This window comes from Pseudomonas sp. MH9.2 (assembly GCF_034353875.1).
Classification (GTDB): Bacteria; Pseudomonadota; Gammaproteobacteria; order Pseudomonadales; family Pseudomonadaceae; genus Aquipseudomonas.
The window spans coordinates 2,030,431-2,051,574 of record NZ_CP133784.1; the positions used below are offsets into that span (position 1 = coordinate 2,030,431).

The 21,144-nt window shown below is 57.8% G+C and carries 21 protein-coding genes; 18 read left to right on the forward strand and 3 right to left on the reverse strand.

Annotated elements, in window-relative coordinates; translation table 11 throughout:
* The first annotated feature begins 169 nt into the window (after positions 1–169).
* Positions 170–1,090, forward strand: coding sequence for an ornithine carbamoyltransferase (gene argF, locus RHM55_RS09530; RefSeq protein ID WP_322181438.1), 921 nt, complete (start codon positions 170–172; stop codon positions 1,088–1,090).
* A complete protein-coding gene (locus RHM55_RS09535; RefSeq protein ID WP_322181440.1) occupies positions 1,087–2,151 on the forward strand; it encodes an ABC transporter ATP-binding protein in 1,065 nt (354 codons plus the stop codon). The genes argF and RHM55_RS09535 overlap by 4 nt, the downstream gene beginning before the upstream one ends.
* 16 nt (positions 2,152–2,167) lie before the next feature.
* On the opposite strand, the gene RHM55_RS09540 is transcribed toward RHM55_RS09535, so the two are convergent.
* Together RHM55_RS09540 and ybaK are read right to left on the reverse strand one after the other, a co-directional pair.
* Positions 2,168–2,950, reverse strand: coding sequence for a PhzF family phenazine biosynthesis protein (locus RHM55_RS09540; RefSeq protein WP_322181442.1), 783 nt, complete (start codon positions 2,948–2,950; stop codon positions 2,168–2,170).
* A 95-nt stretch (positions 2,951–3,045) separates the two neighbouring features.
* Positions 3,046–3,516, reverse strand: a complete 471-nt coding sequence (gene ybaK, locus RHM55_RS09545) for a Cys-tRNA(Pro) deacylase (RefSeq protein ID WP_322181444.1) — start codon at positions 3,514–3,516, stop codon at positions 3,046–3,048.
* 384 nt (positions 3,517–3,900) lie between these two features.
* On the opposite strand from ybaK, the gene RHM55_RS09550 reads away from it, so the two are divergent.
* The 13 genes from RHM55_RS09550 to RHM55_RS09610 all read left to right on the forward strand — a co-directional run bounded on the left by RHM55_RS09550 (position 3,901) and on the right by RHM55_RS09610 (position 17,078).
* Entirely contained in the window at positions 3,901–4,767 is an 867-nt protein-coding gene (locus RHM55_RS09550) for an MIP/aquaporin family protein (protein WP_322181446.1), read from the forward strand.
* Positions 4,768–4,797: 30 nt separating this feature from the next.
* Positions 4,798–6,303 (forward strand): glycerol kinase GlpK, encoded by a 1,506-nt coding sequence (gene glpK, locus RHM55_RS09555; RefSeq protein ID WP_322181448.1) that lies wholly within the window; start codon positions 4,798–4,800, stop codon positions 6,301–6,303.
* Positions 6,304–6,416: 113 nt separating this feature from the next.
* On the forward strand, positions 6,417–7,172 hold the full coding sequence (locus RHM55_RS09560) for a DeoR/GlpR family transcriptional regulator (protein ID WP_219062058.1): 756 nt from the start codon (positions 6,417–6,419) through the stop codon (positions 7,170–7,172).
* 300 nt (positions 7,173–7,472) lie between these two features.
* Positions 7,473–9,011 carry a glycerol-3-phosphate dehydrogenase gene (gene glpD, locus RHM55_RS09565; protein WP_322181451.1) on the forward strand — a complete coding sequence of 513 codons (1,539 nt, stop codon included), beginning with the start codon at positions 7,473–7,475 and terminating at the stop codon, positions 9,009–9,011.
* Positions 9,012–9,331: 320 nt separating this feature from the next.
* Entirely contained in the window at positions 9,332–10,246 is a 915-nt protein-coding gene (locus RHM55_RS09570) for a glutamate/aspartate ABC transporter substrate-binding protein (protein ID WP_322181453.1), read from the forward strand.
* Between the two features lie 88 nt (positions 10,247–10,334).
* The gene (locus RHM55_RS09575; protein WP_322181454.1) at positions 10,335–11,081 is read left to right on the forward strand and encodes an amino acid ABC transporter permease; all 747 of its coding nucleotides are present in this window, start codon (positions 10,335–10,337) and stop codon (positions 11,079–11,081) included.
* On the forward strand, positions 11,078–11,746 hold the full coding sequence (locus RHM55_RS09580) for an amino acid ABC transporter permease (protein ID WP_322182827.1): 669 nt from the start codon (positions 11,078–11,080) through the stop codon (positions 11,744–11,746). Before RHM55_RS09575 ends, RHM55_RS09580 begins: the two co-directional genes overlap by 4 nt.
* Positions 11,743–12,477: an amino acid ABC transporter ATP-binding protein gene (locus RHM55_RS09585; RefSeq protein WP_219062062.1), complete on the forward strand. Its 735-nt coding sequence runs from the start codon at positions 11,743–11,745 to the stop codon at positions 12,475–12,477. Before RHM55_RS09580 ends, RHM55_RS09585 begins: the two co-directional genes overlap by 4 nt.
* A gap of 66 nt (positions 12,478–12,543) precedes the next feature.
* Positions 12,544–14,454: a sensor histidine kinase gene (locus RHM55_RS09590; protein WP_322181455.1), complete on the forward strand. Its 1,911-nt coding sequence runs from the start codon at positions 12,544–12,546 to the stop codon at positions 14,452–14,454.
* Between the two features lie 24 nt (positions 14,455–14,478).
* The gene (locus RHM55_RS09595; RefSeq protein ID WP_322181456.1) at positions 14,479–15,804 is read left to right on the forward strand and encodes a sigma-54 dependent transcriptional regulator; all 1,326 of its coding nucleotides are present in this window, start codon (positions 14,479–14,481) and stop codon (positions 15,802–15,804) included.
* 48 nt (positions 15,805–15,852) lie between these two features.
* A complete protein-coding gene (locus RHM55_RS09600) occupies positions 15,853–16,182 on the forward strand; it encodes a GlpM family protein (protein WP_219062347.1) in 330 nt (109 codons plus the stop codon).
* 115 nt (positions 16,183–16,297) lie between these two features.
* A complete protein-coding gene (locus RHM55_RS09605; protein ID WP_322181458.1) occupies positions 16,298–16,672 on the forward strand; it encodes a transporter in 375 nt (124 codons plus the stop codon).
* A 7-nt stretch (positions 16,673–16,679) separates the two neighbouring features.
* On the forward strand, positions 16,680–17,078 hold the full coding sequence (locus tag RHM55_RS09610; protein ID WP_322181460.1) for an EamA family transporter: 399 nt from the start codon (positions 16,680–16,682) through the stop codon (positions 17,076–17,078).
* A gap of 28 nt (positions 17,079–17,106) precedes the next feature.
* Here the strand turns inward: RHM55_RS09610 and RHM55_RS09615 are convergent, their stop codons facing one another.
* Entirely contained in the window at positions 17,107–17,892 is a 786-nt protein-coding gene (locus tag RHM55_RS09615) for a MipA/OmpV family protein (RefSeq protein ID WP_322181463.1), read from the reverse strand.
* A 248-nt stretch (positions 17,893–18,140) separates the two neighbouring features.
* Here RHM55_RS09615 and RHM55_RS09620 point away from each other — a divergent pair, with 248 nt between their 5' ends.
* Genes RHM55_RS09620 through RHM55_RS09630 form a run of 3 tightly spaced genes read left to right on the forward strand, consistent with a single transcriptional unit; the run spans position 18,141 to position 21,098 of the window.
* Positions 18,141–18,839, forward strand: coding sequence for an MtnX-like HAD-IB family phosphatase (locus tag RHM55_RS09620; RefSeq protein WP_322181465.1), 699 nt, complete (start codon positions 18,141–18,143; stop codon positions 18,837–18,839).
* Complete coding sequence (locus RHM55_RS09625) at positions 18,832–20,226, forward strand: aspartate aminotransferase family protein (protein WP_322181467.1); 1,395 nt, start codon at positions 18,832–18,834, stop codon at positions 20,224–20,226. Before RHM55_RS09620 ends, RHM55_RS09625 begins: the two co-directional genes overlap by 8 nt.
* The gene (locus RHM55_RS09630; protein WP_322181470.1) at positions 20,223–21,098 is read left to right on the forward strand and encodes an alpha/beta hydrolase; all 876 of its coding nucleotides are present in this window, start codon (positions 20,223–20,225) and stop codon (positions 21,096–21,098) included. The genes RHM55_RS09625 and RHM55_RS09630 overlap by 4 nt, the downstream gene beginning before the upstream one ends.
* The last annotated feature ends 46 nt before the right edge of the window (positions 21,099–21,144 follow it).

Genomic DNA, 21,144 nt, shown 5'->3' on the forward strand with positions numbered 1-21,144 from the left:
TCAGTCTTTCCAGAAGTCAGCGCGCTATTGGCAATACGCGACATTTGCTTATAACATCGCGCCTTTCCCTATTCGTCGCCCCGTGCGGCTTTCGCCGCAGGTCTCGCCCGTTTTCCTGATAAAACCCGGCTTTGAGTATCTGCGGTCTGTTGCAAAAAGGTAGTTAATGATGAGCGCAAGGCACTTTCTCTCGATGATGGATTACACGCCAGAAGAGCTAGTCAGCGTGATTCGTCGCGGCATAGAGCTGAAGGACCTGCGTAACCGCGGCGTACTCTTCGAGCCACTGAAAAACCGGGTTCTCGGCATGATTTTCGAGAAATCCTCGACGCGGACGCGTATTTCGTTCGAAGCAGGGATGATCCAGCTGGGCGGTCAGGCGATCTTTTTGTCGCCTCGCGACACCCAGCTGGGTCGAGGCGAACCGATCAGCGACTGCGCTAAAGTCATGTCGCGCATGGTCGATGCGGTGATGATCCGGACGTTCGCCCATAGCAACCTGACGGAGTTTGCCGCCAACTCCCGCGTGCCCGTGATCAACGGCCTTTCCGATGACCTGCACCCCTGCCAGCTGCTGGCAGACATGCAAACCTTTCTCGAACATCGCGGTTCGATTCAGGGCAAAACCGTGGCATGGATCGGCGATGGCAACAACATGTGTAACAGCTATATAGAAGCCGCGATCCAGTTCGATTTTCAGCTACGTGTCGCCTGCCCCGAAGGTTATGAGCCCAACGCCGAATTCCTCGCACTGGCCGGTGACAGGGTCAGCGTCGTTCGAGATCCTCGGCTAGCCGTGGCGGGAGCACACCTGGTCAGCACCGATGTCTGGACCTCTATGGGTCAGGAAGAGGAAACCGCCAAGCGACTGGCCTTGTTCGCCCCCTTCCAAGTGACGCGCGAGTTGCTTGATCTGGCCGCCGAAGACGTCCTGTTCATGCATTGTCTGCCCGCTCACCGTGGCGAAGAAATCAGCCTCGATCTGCTCGACGATCCTCGGGCTGTGGCCTGGGATCAAGCCGAAAATCGCCTGCACGCGCAAAAAGCACTGCTTGAGTTTCTGGTCGAGCCGGCCTACCACCACGCATGAGCCAGCCTTTACTGCTGAATCTGCGCAATCTGGCGTGTGGCTATCAGGATCAACGGGTGGTGCAGGACCTTAACCTGCACCTCAATACCGGCGATATCGGCTGTTTGTTGGGCTCCTCAGGGTGCGGCAAGACCACCACACTGCGAGCCATCGCCGGTTTTGAGCCGGTGTATGAAGGTGAAATCACGCTGGCTGGCGAAGTGATCTCGCGCCCAGGCTTCACCCTGGCGCCCGAGAAGCGCCGGATCGGCATGGTCTTTCAGGACTACGCGTTGTTCCCGCACTTGAGTGTCGCGGAAAACATCGGCTTCGGCATTCGCAAACACCCCCGCCTCAAGCAGGTCACCGACGAACTGCTCGAACTGGTCAACCTCGGCACGCTGGGCAAACGTTACCCGCATGAGTTGTCAGGCGGCCAACAACAGCGTGTCGCACTGGCTCGAGCCTTGGCACCGGAGCCTCAGCTGCTGTTACTGGATGAGCCGTTTTCCAACCTTGACGGTGAGCTGCGGCGGCGCCTCAGTCATGAAGTCCGCGAGATCCTCAAGGCACGTGGCACCAGCGCAATTCTGGTGACTCACGATCAGGAGGAAGCCTTTGCTGTCAGCGATCACGTCGGTGTCTTCAAAGAGGGACGCCTTGAGCAGTGGGATACGCCCTACAACCTCTATCACGAACCGCTGACCCCCTTCGTTGCCAGCTTTATCGGTAAGGGCTATTTCATTCGTGGGCAACTCGTCAGCCCGGAAGCAGTGCAGACCGAGCTGGGCCTGTTGCGTGGCAATCGCGCCTACATGTGGGCGATCGGTAGCGCCGTGGATGTGCTGCTAAGACCAGATGACATCGTCTACGCGCCAGACAGCACACTCAAGACGCACGTTGTGAGCAAGACCTTTCAAGGCGCCTCGACACTGTATCGACTGCAAATGCCAACAGGCAGCCAACTGGAAGCGATCTTCCCCAGCCACGTCGACTATCGCGCAGGTGACGAGGTCGGGATTCGTGTGGCGGCTGATCATCTGGTGCTGTTCCAGGCCGCCGGCAGTCTCAGGTATATCTAACGCCTCTATCGGGGCATCAACCGAGCAATAACTTCCCGCTCGCCACCAAGGTTGCATGCCCACCGATTTTGACCCGCCCGCCCTCCAGTCGACAGAACAGTTCGCCGCCACGGGCCGAGCATTGGTAGGCGGTCAACCCCTGCTTGCCAAGACGCTTCGACCAATAGGGGATCAAGCTGCAGTGGGTCGAGCCGGTCACCGGGTCTTCGGGGATACCGATGGCCGGTGCGAAGTAGCGGGAGACAAAATCATGCTGGGTGCCCATGGCCGTGACGATAACGCCTGGCCACGGTAAACGCGCCAGCGCGGCCATATCGGGCGTGCAGTCGCGCACCGCCTGTTCGGACTCCAGGACCACCAGCAACTCGGTCGAGCCCAACACATCGACGATATCGACGCCCAGCGCGCGCTGAAGCTCGACAGTTACCCCCACTTCGTGGGGCATCAGGGCCGGAAAGTCCAGCAACAACCGATCGTTTTCGCGGGTGACGCTCATGGCGCCGGACTTGCCAATAAAATCTATCCGCTCGACCGGCTCTTTGTAGACCTCGAACAACACGTAAGCGCTGGCCAGGGTGGCGTGACCACACAATGGGACTTCGGTGGCTGGAGTGAACCAGCGGATGTGCCAGCCCTGAGCTTCACGGACCAGAAACGCGGTTTCCGCCAGGTTGTGCTCGGCAGCAATCTGCTGCATCAACTCATCCGCCAGCCAGGCATCCAGTCGATAAACCATCGCCGGGTTGCCACTGAACGGGCGGTTACTGAAAGCGTCAACCTGGTGAAATTCAAGCTGCATGAGTGGGCCCATCCCTGACATTAGTTGCCCCAGCATGCGCGTCCGCCGGATGCACCGCCAGTCACAGAACGTGTCGTTATCGACAATACAGAGCGCTAGGCGCGACCAATCCCGGAAAATGTTGCCTGGGTGAGCCCGGCCAGTACGGCAGCCGAAAGCTCCACCTCCAGGCCTCGACGCCCGGCGCTGACGAAGAGAGTGGCGAAGGACTGTGCCGATTGATCGATGAAAGTACGCAATCTCTTCTTCTGCCCTAACGGGCTAATGCCGCCCAATAAATAGCCTGTGGCGCGCTGAGCAGCTGCGGGATCAGCCATTTCGACTTTTTTTGCCCCCGCTGCATGCGCCAGCGCTTTGAGATCAAGACTTCCGACGACCGGGACCACCGCCACCAGCAATTCGCCTTTTTCAGTCACCGCCAACAGGGTTTTGAACACCTGCGCAGGCTCCAGACCAAGCTTCTCAGCCGCCTCCAGACCATAAGAGGCCGCCTTCGGGTCGTGTTCATAACTGTGCACACGGTGATCTGCGCGAACTTTTTTCAACAAATCCAATGCGGGGGTCATGCAGCTCTCCGGGATGTCGCGGGACGTTGAGATCAAGACGCCTACTTTAGGACATCTCCAGCCAAAACACCTTATCGGCAGCGATATTCAAGCTATGTCGCCGTCATGGACGGTACCAAAAAAAATTTCAGGTCAGCAATAAGATGTTTCCTACATAGAAATGGGCAACGAACTAAAGACTGGCGGTCAGATTATGGCCTATGGTTCACTTTCGACCTTTGACAGCATTCTTTCTTGTCTATATTTTTTCGATAACGAATATTTTCGATTTGGTGGTGACTAAGGATCGTTGGCTGCTCGGAGACGAGGACTTCTCTGATGTGGAAAAAATAAGCGCTGATGACTTTCCTTCAGCGTTTTAGAACAACAAAAAAAGAGGTTTCCATGACAACGGCTATACCGCAACCCCTGCAACAACCCACGCTGACGGGTCAATGCCTGGCTGAATTTCTGGGCACCGCGTTGTTGATTTTTTTTGGTACCGGTTGTGTTGCAGCGCTCAAGGTCGCTGGCGCCAGCTTTGGATTGTGGGAAATCAGTATCATCTGGGGCATTGGCGTCAGCATGGCGATTTACCTGACCGCCGGCGTATCCGGCGCGCATCTCAATCCTGCAGTAAGCATTGCGTTATGTATTTTCGGTGACTTTGAAAAGAGAAAGCTGCCACTTTACATTCTCGCCCAAGTGACCGGCGCCTTTTCCGCGGCCGCGTTGGTGTACCTGCTCTACATCAGCCTGTTCTTCGAATTCGAACACGTACACCACATGATTCGCGGGACTCAAGCCAGTCTTGAGCTGGCTTCAATCTTTTCCACGTACCCCAATCCGGCGATATCCACCGGACAAGCCTTTTTGGTTGAAGTGGTGATCACCGCCATTCTCATGTGCGTGATCATGTCCCTGACCGACGACAACAACGGCTTGCCTCGAGGCCCGATGGCGCCGCTACTGATTGGCTTGTTGATCGCCGTGATTGGTAGCGCCATGGGACCACTGACCGGGTTTGCGATGAACCCGGCGCGGGATTTCGGTCCCAAGCTCATGACATTCTTCGCAGGCTGGGGTCCGATGGCGTTTACTGGCGGCCGTGAAATCCCCTACTTTCTGATCCCGATTTTCGCGCCAATCCTTGGTGCCTGTCTGGGCGCTGCAAGCTATCGCGGGCTGATCGCTCGCCACCTGCCCAGCGCCCTTGTTGTAGAGAATAAGGACGCTAACGTCGTTCGCAGCAAAGCTCAGGCTTCATCTTGAACCTCACCCATCCAGTGCAAGGCAATCGACATGACTGACACACAGAATAAGAACTACATCATTGCCCTTGACCAGGGTACGACCAGTTCACGCGCCATTATTTTCGACCGCGATGCCAACGTGGTCAGTTCCGCGCAAAGCGAGTTCGTCCAGCATTACCCGCAAGCGGGATGGGTCGAACATGACCCCATGGAAATCTTCGCCACCCAGACCGCGTGCATGACCAAGGCACTCGCCCAAGCTGATCTGCATCATGATCAGATTGCGGCCATCGGCATCACCAATCAGCGGGAAACCACCGTCGTATGGGAAAAAGAAACCGGCCGCCCTATCTACAACGCGATTGTCTGGCAATGCCGCCGCAGCACCGAAATCTGTCAGCAACTCAAGCGTGACGGACTGGAAGACTACATCAAGGAAACGACAGGGCTGGTCACCGACCCCTACTTCTCCGGCACCAAGCTCAAGTGGATTCTCGATCACGTCGAAGGCAGCCGAGAGCGCGCACGCAAAGGCGAGCTGCTGTTCGGCACCATTGATAGCTGGCTGATCTGGAAATTCACCGGCGGCAAGGTTCACGTCACCGACTACACCAACGCCTCGCGCACCCTGCTCTTCAATATTCATACCCTGGAATGGGATGAAAAAATGCTGAAGGTGCTGGATATTCCACGCGAGATGCTGCCTGAGGTACGGTCCTCCTCTGAGGTTTACGGCCACAGCAAAAGCGGCATCCCTATCGCCGGTATTGCGGGAGACCAGCAAGCGGCCTTGTTCGGCCAGATGTGCGTTGAACCCGGTCAGGCCAAGAACACCTACGGCACCGGCTGCTTCCTGTTGATGAATACCGGAAAGAAAGCCGTGAAGTCGCAACACGGCATGCTGACCACCATCGCCTGCGGACCGCGCGGCGAAGTCGCTTATGCCCTTGAAGGCGCTGTGTTCAACGGTGGCTCCACCATCCAGTGGCTGCGAGACGAACTGAAACTCATCAATGACGCGCTGGACACCGAGTACTTCGCCGGCAAGGTCAAGGACAGCAATGGCGTCTACCTCGTCCCCGCCTTTACCGGACTGGGCGCGCCGTACTGGGACCCGTATGCCCGTGGTGCATTGTTCGGCCTGACGCGCGGGGTCAAGGTCGACCACATCATTCGTGCCGCGCTTGAATCGATCGCCTACCAGACGCGTGACGTGCTGGACGCCATGCAGCAGGATTCCGGCGAGCGCCTCAAAGCCTTGCGTGTGGACGGCGGCGCTGTGGCCAACAACTTTTTAATGCAGTTCCAGGCCGACATTCTCGGGACGATGGTCGAACGTCCGCAAATGCGTGAAACCACCGCACTGGGCGCTGCTTATCTCGCCGGCCTGGCCATCGGTTTCTGGGGCAGCCTGGACGAGTTGCGCAGCAAAGCGGTGATCGAGCGCGAATTCGAACCGCAACTTGCCGAAGAGGAAAGAGAAAAACTCTATGCCGGCTGGAAAAAAGCCGTGAGCCGCACCCGCGATTGGGAACCGCACGAAGAAAGCAACTGATCGACGACTGCCCGCAAGGGCGGGGAGCGGTATGAGTTTCCGGCTGACAGCGCTATTAGGCTGCGGCATGATGGTCGCCATTCGTTTGGCAGCCCGATAGGAAAATCAAAACAATGAACCTGCCTCCCCGCCAGCAGCAGATCCTCGAGCTGGTACGCGAACGCGGCTATGTCAGCATTGAAGAAATGGCTCAGCTGTTTGTCGTGACCCCGCAAACCATCCGCCGTGATATCAATCAATTGGCGGAAATGAGCCTGTTGCGCCGCTACCATGGCGGCGCAGCCTATGACTCGAGCATCGAGAACACAGCCTACGCCATGCGTGCAGACCAGATGCGCGACGAGAAACAACGGATCGCCGAGGCCATTGCCGCGCAGATCCCGGACCACGCCTCGCTGTTCATCAATATCGGCACCACCACCGAATCCATTGCCCGCGCGCTGCTGAATCACAACAACCTGAAAATCATCACCAACAACCTGCATGTGGCCTCGATCCTCAGCGCCAAGGATGACTTTGAAGTCCTGCTGGCTGGCGGCACTGTTCGCCGCGATGGCGGCGTGGTGGGTCAAGCCTGTGTCGACTTCATCAATCAGTTCAAAGTCGACTTCGCCTTGGTCGGTATTAGCGGCATTGATGAAGACGGCAGTTTGCTGGACTTTGATTATCAGGAAGTACGGGTGTCCCAGGCGATCATCGCCAACGCCCGAAAAGTACTGTTGGCCGCCGACTCCAGCAAGTTCGGACGCAACGCCATGGTCCGCCTGGGACCGATCAGCCTGATCGACTGCCTGGTCACCGACGAGGCCCCCGTCCCTGCGCTGATGCAGTTATTGACCCAGTACAAGATTCGTCTGGAAGTGGTCTGACCTCCCGACATCTATCTATCGTCTGACATTCAGCTTTCATCGCGAATAAATTCGTCCCCCCAGAGACCACAAACGCTCTATGGGAGCGAGTTCATTCGCCAGGGACGCGACGCGCGCGTGCCTGGCACACTGAATTAAAATGTTCGAATTTATTCACTTACCTCCCCTCCCATCAGTATTTTCAATGAATGCAGACTGGATGCGCGCTCTTTATTGCGCTATGATTTTCGAAATTGAACATAAATGTTCGGATTCGCCGTTCGAAGCTATGTTTTGAAGATCCAGACAGGAGGCCATCAAATGCCCCACACCACCTTGCCCGTGCCACCGCTTTCCGAAATCTACGACATCGCCGTCATTGGCGGTGGTATCAATGGCGTAGGGATAGCCGCGGACGCTGCCGGTCGCGGTTTATCGGTGTTCCTTTGCGAAAAGGATGACTTGGCCAGCCATACATCATCAGCCAGCAGCAAGCTGATCCATGGTGGACTGCGCTATCTCGAACATTATGAGTTTCGCCTGGTACGAGAAGCGCTCGCCGAACGTGAAGTGCTGCTGGCCAAAGCGCCGCATATCGTCAAGCCGATGCGCTTCGTGCTCCCTCATCGTCCGCATCTGCGCCCTGCGTGGATGATCCGTGCCGGCCTGTTCTTGTATGATCATCTGGGCAAGCGGGAAAAACTGCCCGCCTCGCGCAGCCTGCGCTTTGGCAGCGACAGCCCGCTAAACGCGACGATAACCCGTGGTTTCGAATACTCCGATTGCTGGGTCGACGACGCCCGCCTGGTGGTACTCAACGCCATGGCCGCGCGTGAAAACGGCGCGCACGTTCATACCCAAACGCGCTGCATCAACGCCCGTCGCAGTAAGGGCCTGTGGCACATGAACATGGAACGTTCCGACGGCAGCCTGTTTTCCATTCGCGCCAAAGCGCTGGTCAACGCCGCCGGGCCTTGGGTTGCCAAATTCATTCGTGATGACCTTAAACTCGACTCCCCTTACGGGATCCGCCTGATTCAGGGCAGCCACCTGATCGTGCCCAAACTGTACGAGGGCGAAAACGCGTTCATTCTGCAAAACGAAGATCAGCGCATCGTCTTCACGATTCCTTACCTGGAACGCTTCACCATCATTGGCACCACGGACCGTGAATATCAGGGCGATCCGAGCAAGGTGACGATTACCGAAGACGAAATCGACTACCTGCTCAAAGTGGTCAATGAGCACTTCAAGAAACAACTGAGCCGCAGCGACATCGTGCGAACCTACTCGGGCGTTCGTCCGCTGTGCAATGACGAATCGGACAACCCTTCGGCGGTGACCCGCGATTACACGCTGTCACTCTCGGGCAGCGCTGAAGAAGCACCGATCCTATCGGTGTTCGGCGGCAAGTTGACGACTTATCGCAAGCTGGCTGAATCGGCGATGACCCACCTTGCGCCCTTCTTCCCGCACATGAAACCAAGCTGGACCGCCACTGCCAGCCTGCCCGGGGGCGAAGACATGAGCACGCCACAGGCCCTGAGTGATGAATTGACGAAACGCTTCGACTGGCTGCCAAGCGACGTTGCCCAGCGCTGGGCCCGCACCTACGGCAGCCGCAGCTGGCGCCTGCTCGAAGGTGTGCAGAGCCTCGCCGATATGGGCGAGCACCTCGGGGGCGGCCTCTACACCCGCGAAGTCGATTATCTGTGCAGCGAGGAATGGGCTCTGGATGCCGAAGACATTCTTTGGCGTCGCAGCAAGTTGGGTCTATTCACCACACCGAGCGAGCAGGTGCGCGTGCAGGACTACCTCAACACGGTCACGCGCAATAAAAGCAGCATCGAAGCCGCCTGACCCTCCCCGCCAACAGCCTCCTCGCAAAGGGGAGGTTGTTGTGCAGCAGCCTCAAGTCATTCGGTTTTCCGAACGCGCTGCCCCGATTAGTTCGGACTGCCGGACGCGGCCAGATTCTCCTGCGTCATAGCATCAAATAAAAACGATACAAATCAATATTTTAATCCTTATCTCCGCTTTGGCATGAGTCATGCTCTACACTCAATGTCGAATGTGCCGACTGTAGCGTGCGCCTGATTGGGCCGCCGTTGAACACACTCGTTTATTCAGAGGACCTCCACACAGGTCCCCATAAAAAAAACAAAGCCGAGGATCAACTGATGCGCATCGTTCCCCATATTTTGGGCGCAGCAATCGCTGCCGCTCTGATTAGCACTCCAGTTTTCGCTGCCGAACTCACCGGCACACTGAAGAAAATCAAAGAGTCTGGCACCATCACCCTCGGACACCGCGACGCCTCCATCCCGTTCTCCTATATCGCTGACGCTTCCGGGATTCCGGTCGGCTACTCCCACGATATCCAGCTGAAAGTCGTCGAAGCCATCAAGAAAGACCTGGCCATGCCTGACCTGAAGGTCAAATACAACCTGGTCACGTCGCAAACCCGTATCCCGCTGGTGCAAAACGGCACTGTAGACCTTGAGTGCGGTTCCACCACCAACAACGCCGAACGCGGTCAACAAGTTGACTTCTCAGTAGGCATCTTCGAAATCGGGACGCGCCTGCTGGCCAAAAAAGACTCTCCGTACAAAGACTTCGCCGATCTGAAAGGCAAGAACGTCGTGACCACTGCGGGCACCACGTCCGAGCGCATCATCAAATCGATGAACGCCGACAAGCAGATGGGCATGAATGTCATCTCTGCCAAGGACCATGGCGAATCCTTCAACATGCTCGAGTCCGGCCGTGCGGTCGCGTTCATGATGGATGATGCACTGCTCGCAGGCGAAATGGCCAAAGCCAAGAAGCCTGATGACTGGGCAGTGACCGGCACCGCGCAGTCCTATGAAATCTACGGCTGCATGGTTCGTAAAGACGACGCCCCGTTCAAGAAAGCTGTCGATGACGCGATCAAGGCAACCTTCACCTCGGGCGAGATCAACACGATCTACGCCAAGTGGTTCATGCAGCCGATCCCGCCGAAGGGTCTGAACCTGAACTTCCCGATGAGCGACGAGCTGAAAAACCTGATCGCCAACCCTACCGATAAGCCAGCTCCCGACAAAGCCATCTAAGCACTGGTTAATCTTCACTTGGGCACGCAAACGCGCGCTCAAGTGAACGACGGTGCCTGTGAATCGATCAAACTGAGGGGAGACCCTGATGAATTACAACTGGGACTGGGGCGTATTCCTCAAGTCCACCGGTATCGGCAAAGAAATCTATCTGGACTGGTACCTCACCGGTCTGGGCTGGACCATCGCTATTGCCGTCGCCGCCTGGATCATCGCTTTACTGCTGGGCTCTGTGCTCGGGGTCATGCGTACTGTGCCTAACCGCTGGGTGTCGGGCATTGCCACGGTTTACGTGGAACTTTTCCGCAATGTTCCGCTGCTGGTGCAATTGTTTATCTGGTACTTCCTGGTGCCGGATTTGCTGCCTGACAACCTTCAGCAGTGGTACAAGCAAGACCTCAACCCCACGACATCGGCTTTTCTAAGCGTCGTGGTCTGTCTTGGCCTGTTCACTGCTGCACGGGTTTGCGAACAAGTGCGCACCGGTATCCAGGCGCTGCCTGGCGGCCAGGAATCGGCGGCCAGAGCCATGGGCTTCAAACTGCCACAGATCTACTGGAACGTGCTGCTGCCCCAGGCCTATCGCATCATCATTCCACCCCTGACCTCGGAATTCCTGAACGTCTTCAAGAACTCGTCCGTAGCCTCGTTAATCGGCCTTATGGAGCTGCTTGCGCAGACCAAACAGACCGCCGAGTTCTCCGCCAACCTGTTCGAAGCCTTCACCTTGGCGACGCTGATCTACTTCACCTTGAACATGAGCCTGATGCTGTTGATGCGCATGATCGAGAAGAAAATTGCAGTGCCCGGGCTGATTTCCCTGGGAGGTAAATAATGGACTTCAGTGGAATTGTTCCCGCCCTGCCGGGGATGTGGAACGGCATGATCTTGACCCTGCAACTGATGGCGCTGGGCGTCATCGGCGGCATTGCGCTTGGCACTGTCCTGGCATTGATGCGCTTGTCATCGAGCAAGTTGCTGGCAAGGCTCGCTGGCGCTTACGTGAACTACTTTCGCTCGATCCCGCTGCTGCTGGTAATCACCTGGTTCTATCTGGCGGTGCCGTTTGTGCTGCGCTGGATCACTGGCGAGGACACCCCGATCGGAGCGTTCACCTCCTGCCTGGTGGCGTTCATGATGTTCGAGGCCGCGTACTTCTGCGAAATCGTACGGGCCGGTGTCCAGTCCATCCCAAAAGGCCAGATGGGCGCAGCCCAGGCGTTAGGGATGAACTACGGGCAAATGATGCGCTTGATCATCCTGCCTCAGGCGTTTCGCAAAATGACCCCGCTGCTGCTGCAGCAGAGCATCATTTTGTTCCAGGACACGTCGCTGGTGTATGCAGTCGGCCTGGTGGACTTCCTCAATGCCACGCGCTCCAGTGGCGACATCATTGGCCGTTCCAATGAGTTCCTGATCTTCGCCGGTCTGGTGTATTTCACGATCAGCTTTGCCGCCTCGCTGCTGGTGAAGCGTCTGCAAAAAAGGTTTGCCGTATGATTTCCATCAAGAATATCAACAAGTGGTACGGAGACTTCCAGGTGCTGACTGACTGCAGCACCGAGGTCAAAAAAGGTGAAGTGGTGGTGGTTTGCGGCCCATCCGGCTCTGGCAAATCGACACTGATCAAGTGCGTGAACGCGCTGGAACCCTTCCAGAAGGGCGACATCATTGTCGATGGCACCTCGATCAGCGACCCCAAGACCAACCTGCCCAAACTGCGTTCGCGGGTCGGCATGGTGTTTCAGCATTTCGAACTGTTCCCGCACCTGAGCATCGTCGAAAACCTGACCATCGCCCAGATCAAGGTCCTTGGCCGCAGCAAGGCCGAAGCCACCGAAAAAGGCCTCAAGCTGCTTGAGCGTGTCGGCTTGTCCGCGCATGCCAACAAGCACCCGGGGCAACTTTCCGGTGGTCAGCAGCAACGTGTGGCGATTGCCCGGGCGTTGGCGATGGACCCGGTGGTCATGCTGTTCGATGAACCGACCTCGGCTTTGGACCCGGAAATGGTCAACGAAGTGCTCGACGTCATGGTGCAACTGGCCCACGAAGGCATGACCATGATGTGCGTGACCCATGAAATGGGCTTCGCCCGCAAAGTGGCGAACCGAGTGATCTTCATGGATCAGGGGCAAATCGTCGAAGATTGCGAGAAAGAAGAGTTCTTTGGTGATGTGACCGCACGCTCCGAGCGCGCCCAGCACTTCCTTGCCAAGATCCTGCAACACTAAGTAAGTCCGGCTGTCTGTGCCCACCTTTATTGGGCACAGGCTGCTGGTCGGTCCCGGACGACTGTGATGAAATGCGATCCCAACCTCTATCGCGCCGCGCCGCCATCACTTGCCGTGAAACCCCGCCTGATACGCCATCTGTTTTTGCCCCCGCTGGTCGTCTTGCTGATGGTCGCGCTGGGCTATGTCAGCTATCTGATCAGCGAGCACAACGGCGTTCAAGCCCTGAGCGAGAACGGTGAACGGCAACTGGAGCTGCACGCCCGCACCGTAGAAAGCGAGATCAGCAAATACACCTACCTGCCGAGCGTTCTCGAGCTCGAAGCCAACGTCTCGCGTCTATTGAATGACCCTGCGCCGGAGCTGCGTCAGGACGTCAACGAATACCTGGAAGGCCTGAATCGCCGCAGTCGTAGCCGAGCGATTTACGTCCTCGACACCACCGGTCGCGTGCTGGCCACCAGCAACTGGCGTGATGCCGACAGTTATCTGGGCGAGGACCTGTCGTTCCGCGCTTACTTTCAGGACGCGGTGCGCGGCCTCCCCGGTCGGTTCTACGGGATTGGCAGCACCACCGGAGAGCCCGGCTATTACCTGGCCCATGGCCTGGAACAGCAAGGCAAGATCATTGGCGTCGCCGTGATCAAAGTGCGCCTCGAAGCCTTGGAGGAGCGCTGGCAACGGGCTCGGCTGGAAGCCTTCGTTACCGATGAGAATGGCATCATCATTCTGTCCAGCGACCCGTCGCGCCGGCTGAAATCGGTTCGCCCGCTGACGCCGGAAACCAAGGAGCGGCTCGCGCGCAGTCTGCAGTATTACTGGTGGCCGCTGAATGAATTGGTTCCGCTGGCCCGGGAGCAACTGGCCGAGGGCGTCGAGAAACTGACCTTCCCCGCCAATACCAGCGTCGATCACGACCCTACCGACGTCAGCTACCTGGCCCAGACCCGACGGCTGAACGATACGCCGTGGCACTTGACCCTGCTGACACCATTGCAGGAGTTGCGCAGCGAAGCCGCACGCCAGGGAATGTTGGTCGCGGTGGCCTGCGCACTGGTGGCGTTTCTGCTGATCGCCTGGAATGAGCGACGCAAAGTGATCGCCACTCGACTGGCTGCCCGCGAAGCCCTGCAAGAAGCCAACGATGAACTCGAGCGCAAAATTGCCGAGCGAACCGCCGATCTGCGTGCCAGCAACGAACGCCTAAAAGCGCAGATCCGCGAACGGCGCCTCGCCGAAGACACATTGCGTCGCGCTCAGGATGAACTGGTCCAGGCCGGCAAACTTGCCGCCATCGGCCAGATGTCCACCAGCATCGCCCACGAACTCAATCAACCCTTGGCCGCCTTGCGCACCTTGTCCGGCAATACCGTACGCTTCATTGAGCGCGGCGCACTGGACACCGCCAGCACTAACCTGCGAACCATCAATGAGCTGGTCGATCGCATGGGCCGGATCACCGCCAGCCTGCGCGCCTTTGCCCGACGTGGAGATGACAAAGGCCAGGCGTCGTTGCGCAAGGCCGTCGACGCCGCACTGCAGGTTCTCAATGGCCGACTGGAGAACTTCGACCTCACGCTGCATGAGCATTTTGAAGACGTGTCCTTGCGAATCGATCAAACGCGCCTGGAACAAATCCTGGTCAACCTCGTCGGCAATGCCCTGGATGCAATGCAGGCCCAGCCCTTGCCCGAGTTGTGGCTCGAAGGTGAAATCGCCGACGGCCGCTACCGCCTCTATGTGCGCGACAATGGTCACGGTATCGGACCCGAAGCGCGCAAGCATCTGTTCGAACCGTTCTTCACCACCAAACCCGGTGAACATGGCCTTGGCCTTGGCCTGACCCTTTCTGCCAGCCTCGCTGCCGCAGCCGGGGGCAGTCTCAGCGCCGAGCATCCTTCCAGCGGCGGCACCGCTTTTATCCTGAGCCTGCCACTGCTCGATACGCCCGCACCTCCTGAAGCCGAGCCGATATGAGCCGCTATTAATGAGCCGAACAGCATGAACAGCGACCTGACCGTTCTGATCGTCGAAGACGACCCACACGTCCTCCTGGGTTGCCAGCAAGCCTTGGCCCTGGAAGACATTCCCAGCGAAGGCGTGGGCAGTGCCGAAGAGGCGCTGGCTAGGATTGGCGAAGACTTCGCCGGCATCGTCATCAGCGATATCCGTTTGCCGGGAATCGACGGACTGGAATTGCTGACCCGCCTCAAGGCGCGAGACCGCAGCCTGCCGGTGGTGCTGATTACCGGTCACGGCGATATTTCCATGGCCGTCAACGCAATGCGCGACGGCGCTTACGACTTCATGGAAAAACCCTTCTCCCCCGAGCGTCTGGTGGACGTTGCCCGACGCGCTCTGGAGCAACGCAGCCTGGCGCGTGAGGTGTGGTCGCTGCGCCGACAACTGGCCGAGCGAAACTCACTGGAAGGCCGAATCATCGGGCGATCGCCGGCCATGCAAAACCTGCGGGCGTTGATCACCAATGTTGCAGACACCTCAGCCAACGTCCTGATCGAAGGCGAAACCGGCACGGGCAAGGAGTTGGTTGCCCGCTGCCTGCACGACTTCAGTCGCCGCCATTCTCAGCAGTTCGTCGCGCTCAACTGTGGCGGTCTGCCGGAGAGCCTGTTCGAAAGCGAGATCTTCGGCCACGAAGCCAACGCATTTACCGGCGCAGGCAAGCGTCGCATTGGCAAAATCGAACATGCCCACAACGGCACACTGTTTCTCGATGAAGTCGAAAGCATGCCGATAACCCTGCAGATCAAACTGCTGCGGGTGTTGCAGGAGCGCACGCTGGAACGCCTGGGCTCGAACCAGAGCGTCGCAGTGGACTGCCGGGTGATTGCCGCGACCAAGTCCGATCTGGATGAGTTGAGCAAGGTCGGTCAGTTTCGCAGCGACCTGTATTACCGGCTGAACGTGGTCACTCTGGAATTGCCTCCGTTGCGCGAACGCCGCGAGGACATCCTGCAGTTGTTCGAGCACTTCTTACAGCTCGCATCGTTACGCTTCGATCGCGAAACCCCGGAGCTGGATCGTCAAACCCTGTCGAGCCTGATGAGCCACGACTGGCCGGGCAATGTGCGCGAACTGCGTAACGTCGCCGAGCGTTACGCCCTCGGCTTGCCGGCGTTCAAGAAGTCCGGCGCAAGCATAGCTGGCAACAGCCTGGACTTTGCCGAAGCGGTGGAGGCATTTGAAAAGAACCTGCTCAGCGATGCCTTGCAACGCAGCGGCGGCAACCTCAGTCAGGCCAGTCAGGAACTGGGCATGGCCAAGACCACGTTGTTCGACAAGGTCAAAAAATACGGGTTGGGTTGATCGTCCCGCCCCCTTTGCCATCTGAATTAAGAGGCCATCGTGGACCTGATTTTCAAAGCCCTGCTGGGCGCTGCTGTGGTGGTGATTCTGGCCGCGCTGGCAAAAACCAAAAATTACTACATCGCCGGCCTGGTGCCGCTGTTCCCGACCTTCGCCCTGATCGCCCACTACATCGTCGGTAAGGGTCGCTCACTGGACGATTTGAAGACCACCATCCTGTTCGGCATGTGGTCGATCATTCCCTACTTCATCTACCTGGCAGCGCTGTACCTGATGGTCGACCGCTGGCGTCTGGAAGTATCCCTTGCCCTTGCGGCACTGGCCTGGCTGGTCGCGGCAACCTTGCTGGTGACATTCTGGATTCGGTTTCACGGGTAAGCGCGTCGACACATTCGCACACAGCCTGTACCCAGGCCGGCGCATTCCTGCACTGGCCCATCCCTTGCATTCATCCGACCCACTTCCCCTCGGCCAACTGGCAGGAGCTGCTCCCTTGACCCCAACCGTGATCCTGCTGATCGCGCTATGCATCGTGCTCGATGTAATTGGCCAACTCGCTTTCAAGCTCGGCCTGGATCGGCTGCCCGAGCACGTGGGCGGCTTTCGTTTGCGCAATTTCTGGCGACAAATCGCCGGTGCGCCCCTGCTATGGTGTGGGGTCGCCTGTTATTCCGTTCTTTTCGTTGCCTGGCTGGAGGTACTGTCACTGGCACCGCTGAGCCTGGTGTTTCCGGCGATCAGCCTGAGCTATTGCGGCGTGGTGCTGGGTGGACGCCTGGTGTTGGGCGAAACCGTCAGTCGACGGCGCTGGCTCGGCACTTTCGTCATCACTACCGGCGTCATGCTGGTTTGCGCAACGGGCATTTGAGGCCTCTATGACAAAGAGTTGGATTGAAGGGCGTGGCGCAAGCATTGGCCTCTGGGCACTATTGATCGCCTTTGAAAGCGGCGCGCAAATATCACTGAAAGTGGGCGGAGACGGACTGGCCTCCATTCCGTTCGGTGTGAGCTGGCTACTGGCTGCGGTGAGCAATCTGGCGGTCATGGTCGCAATTGTCTGCTATATCGGCTCGTTCCTCAGCTGGATGCTGATCCTGCGCCGCAGCAACCTGTCGCTGGCCTTTCCCTTGAGCTCACTGGTGTTCGTGGTAGTACTGCTCGGCTCATGGCTCGGCTTGGGCGAAACCATCAGCCCGATGCACTGGCTGGGTGTGTGCGTGATCATTGGCGGGATTGTGCTGCTGGCGGAAGGGCAACAACCAGCGGCCACGTAAGGGTCGTGCCCGCTTCTAACCGACGACTCTAGAGGCCGTTGAAATGATAAGCCACGGCGATACTGACCTCGCCCTGGTTATCGTTGCCTCGTTGTTTGACGATTGAACTGTCCGCAGCTGAACCGACCAGATGAGTCCAGCTGGCGCTGGTCAGCAGTAGCCAGCCTCGGCCAAGGGGGAACTGCGCGCTCTGGGTCAGGGTAACGTTCTGCAGGCCGCCGCTGGCGTCGTATTGACGAATGCCCGAGGCCTGGGCCTCCTGTGCACTCACGCCGTAAAAAGTTTGGGCTTGCCGGCCATCCGCATAATTCGCCGTCACCGACGTATCGCCAATAATGCCCAACCCCAGTGGATAACCCAGCTCACCACCTATCCGGCCCAGCACCCCGCCCTGACCATCGCTACCACCCAGCGCATGCCCCATTTGGGCATATACACGCCAGAAATCATCAGGGCTGTATTGCACGAAACCACCGGCCTCGCCCATGTCCGATACATCACGCAAGCCGCGCAATAAGCCATTGGCATTCCGGCCCGGAACATAGTTAAGGAACGGCCCGGCGCTCCAGCCACCCCCCTTCAGCGCCTTCCAGGACAAGCCATCGTCCGAACTGAGACCGAGGTCACCCCAGGTCAGGTCCATATAGGGCAAAGGCCGGACTTCGTAACTGCTCCCGCTGGGATCATGAGGTCCATAGCTAAGAGCCATACCAAGATCGCCAACGATTGGCTCAGCCTGTCCAGGCGAGCTGAAACCGAAAATACACGCAAAACTTGTGAGTAAAAAACAGCGATTTAGCCCGAAAGTAGGCATAAAAACTAACTCAAACAGAAAAACATGCGCGCATCAATGCCTAAACACCCCCCCAATGCAAGCACTTATGTTGTTTGTAGCAACCTACAAAAATTGTAGCTTGCTGGTCTGCTGTGCTCGGCGGCGGCTGCCAAAAACCACTGATAGAGGGATTTGCGCATATTGGCACAGTCCATGCTGTACCCCACTGCAAGCGCAAAGCGCGCTCTCTACTTACCTGATCGACCTTATCAAATAGGCACCTGCAGATGATGCACTGGCATATCGTGTGTGATTTCGATGGGACCGTCACCCGGACCGACGCTGTGGATAACATCCTCGAGCGTTTCGCCGACCCTAGCTGGGAGGCCATCGAAGACGAATGGCTCTCTGGCAAGATCGGCTCGCGAGAATGCCTGGGTCGGCAGCTCGCGCTGGTGAAAGCCTCACCATCCCAGCTCCTCGGCTATTTCGACACCGTCGATATAGACCCGGCATTTCCTGACTTCGTCGAACTTATCCTGAGTCGCGGCGCGACGCTGGACATCGTCAGCGACGGCATCGAACAAGGCATCGCCCGCGTTCTTTCGCGGCATGAGTGCCCGCTGCTGCCAATCATTGCCAATCGCCTGCGCCAGGTCGATCAGGACAGCTGGCGCATCGAGTTCCCGCATTCCAGCGATGCCTGCCGCGCAGCCTCCGGCAACTGCAAATGCAAGTCCGCCCCCAAAGGCAAACGCATCCTGGTGATCGGTGACGGTCAATCCGACATGTGCGTGGCCGGGACCGCCGACTTCGTTTTCGCCAAAGATCGCCTGGCCGAACATTGCGAACGCACTGGCATTCCGTATGCCCGCTTCGACTCGTTCGCCGACTTACCCGCTTTGCTCGCCCGCTTGCCTCACAGCGAACCGGCCCGCGCAATCAGCCTCCCTCTTGAACAGCAGGAACTCTTCCACCATGTCTGAAATTCGTATCGCAACCCCTGAAGACCAGATTCTTCTGGAGAAAGAAGCTAAGTATTGCTCCTTTGGCGACACCGTTCACTACATCGACCCGCCGCGCATTTTCAATCGCTGTGAAGGTTCGTACGTCTACGACACCAGTGACCAGGCTTACCTCGACCTGCAAATGTGGTACTCGGCGGTCAACTTCGGTTACGCCAACCCACGCTTGAATAACGCACTCAAGCAACAGATCGACTCCATGCCGCAGATTGCCAGCCAATACCTGCACCGTGGCAAAATCGAGCTGTCAGAAATGATCGCCGTAGACGCCAAGAACAAGTTCGGTCTTGACGGTCGCGTTCACTTCAACGTCGGCGGTTCGCAGTCCATCGAAGACTCCTTGAAAGTGGTCCGTAACGCCAGCAACGGCAAAAGCTTGATGTTCGCTTTCGAAGGCGGTTATCACGGCCGTACCCTGGGCGCTTCGTCAATCACTTCCAGCTATCGCTATCGTCGCCGCTACGGCCATTTTGGCGAGCGAGCGCAGTTCATTCCTTTCCCTTACCACTTCCGTGGTCCGAAAGGCATGACCAAAGAAGAATATGGCAGCTACTGCGTACAGCAGTTCGCCCGCCTGTTCGAGACTGAATACAACGGTGTCTGGGACCCGAAAACCAACCAGTGTGAATACGCGGCATTCTACGTCGAGCCGATTCAGGGCACTGGCGGCTACGTTATCCCGCCGATGAACTTCTACAAAGAACTGAAGCAAGTGCTGGATCAGCACGGCATCCTGATGGTGGTCGACGAAATCCAGATGGGTTTCTTCCGCACCGGCAAGCTGTGGTCCATTGAGCACTTCGACGTCAAACCTGATGTAATCGTGTTCGGCAAAGCGCTGACCAACGGCCTCAACCCATTGGGCGGTATCTGGGCTCGCGAAGAACTGATCAACCCAAAAATCTTCCCGCCAGGTTCGACTCACTCCACCTTCGCCTCCAACCCACTGGGTACTGCGGTAGGTCTGGAAATGTTCAAAATGACCTCCGAAGTCGACTACGGCGCGATGGTCATGGAAAAGGGCAAGTACTTCCTGGCTGGCCTGCAAGACCTGCAAAAACGCTACCCGATCATCGGCGACGTCGACGGCTTGGGCTTGGCACTGCGCGCAGAAATCTGCGGCCCGGATGGCTTCACCCCGGACAAGGCCACACTCGACTTCATGGTTGACGAAGGCATGAAGGGCGACATCGAAATCGACGGCAAGCGCTTAGGCCTTATCCTCGATGTGGGCGGTTACTACAAGAACGTCATCACCTTGGCTCCGTCGCTGGAAATCAGCTACGCAGAAATCGATCTGGGCATTGCCCTGCTCGACCGCCTGCTGCATAGAGCCATGAAGCGGTGAACCTGCCAGAGATCGATATGGGCGAAGGTAACGCCAGTTTCGTTCTCGGCAGTGGTCCGGTCGCGGTGTTGTTGATCCACGGCCTGACCGGCACCCCGACGGAGTTACGTCGGGTTGCCCAAGGCTTGGCCAAGCGTGGGTACACCGTGTACGTACCCACGCTTGCCGGGCACTGCGGCGACAACGCCGACCTGCAAGCCACAGGTTGGAAAGACTGGTACGAGAGCGCGCGCAAGGCCTTTGTCGGCATCCGCCAACGCCACGCGCAGGTGTTCGTCGGCGGGCTGTCGATGGGCGCCGTGATGTCCATGCACATGGCTGCCGAGCATCCGGGGCAAATCGCCGGCCTGCTGCTGTATTCGACGACCTTGCGCTACGACGGCTGGAACATGCCAAAAGCTGCGGTACTGACACCGCTACTGATGGCCATTCCATTCGGCGTGCACCTGTGCCGTTTCAACGAAACATCGCCTTACGGCATCAAAGACAAGCGCTTGCGGGCTATCGTCGAACGCCAGATGAAAGCCGGCGAAAGCAGCAATGCCGGATTACTGACCATGTCAGGTGTCAATGTTCGCGAACTGCATCGATTGGTTGCCGTCGTGAAACGAGAAATGCCTTCGGTCACCACGCCTGCGTTAGTGTTGCACTCCATCGAAGACGACATCACCAGCCGCTGGAATGCTGATTATGTCGAGAAGCACCTTGGCGGCAAGGTCACTAAAGTACTGCTCGACAACTGCTATCACATGATTACCGTCGACCTGCAGTACCGTAAGGTGATCACGCTGAGCGCAGACTTTATCGACAGCCTGACCGAGCAACCGTCCCTCCAGGCTGTTCCTCTGAATGATCATCGGCAACTGGCCTGAGCTCAACATGCTCACCCCACCTGCCTTCTTCCGTCTTTGGGCAAGC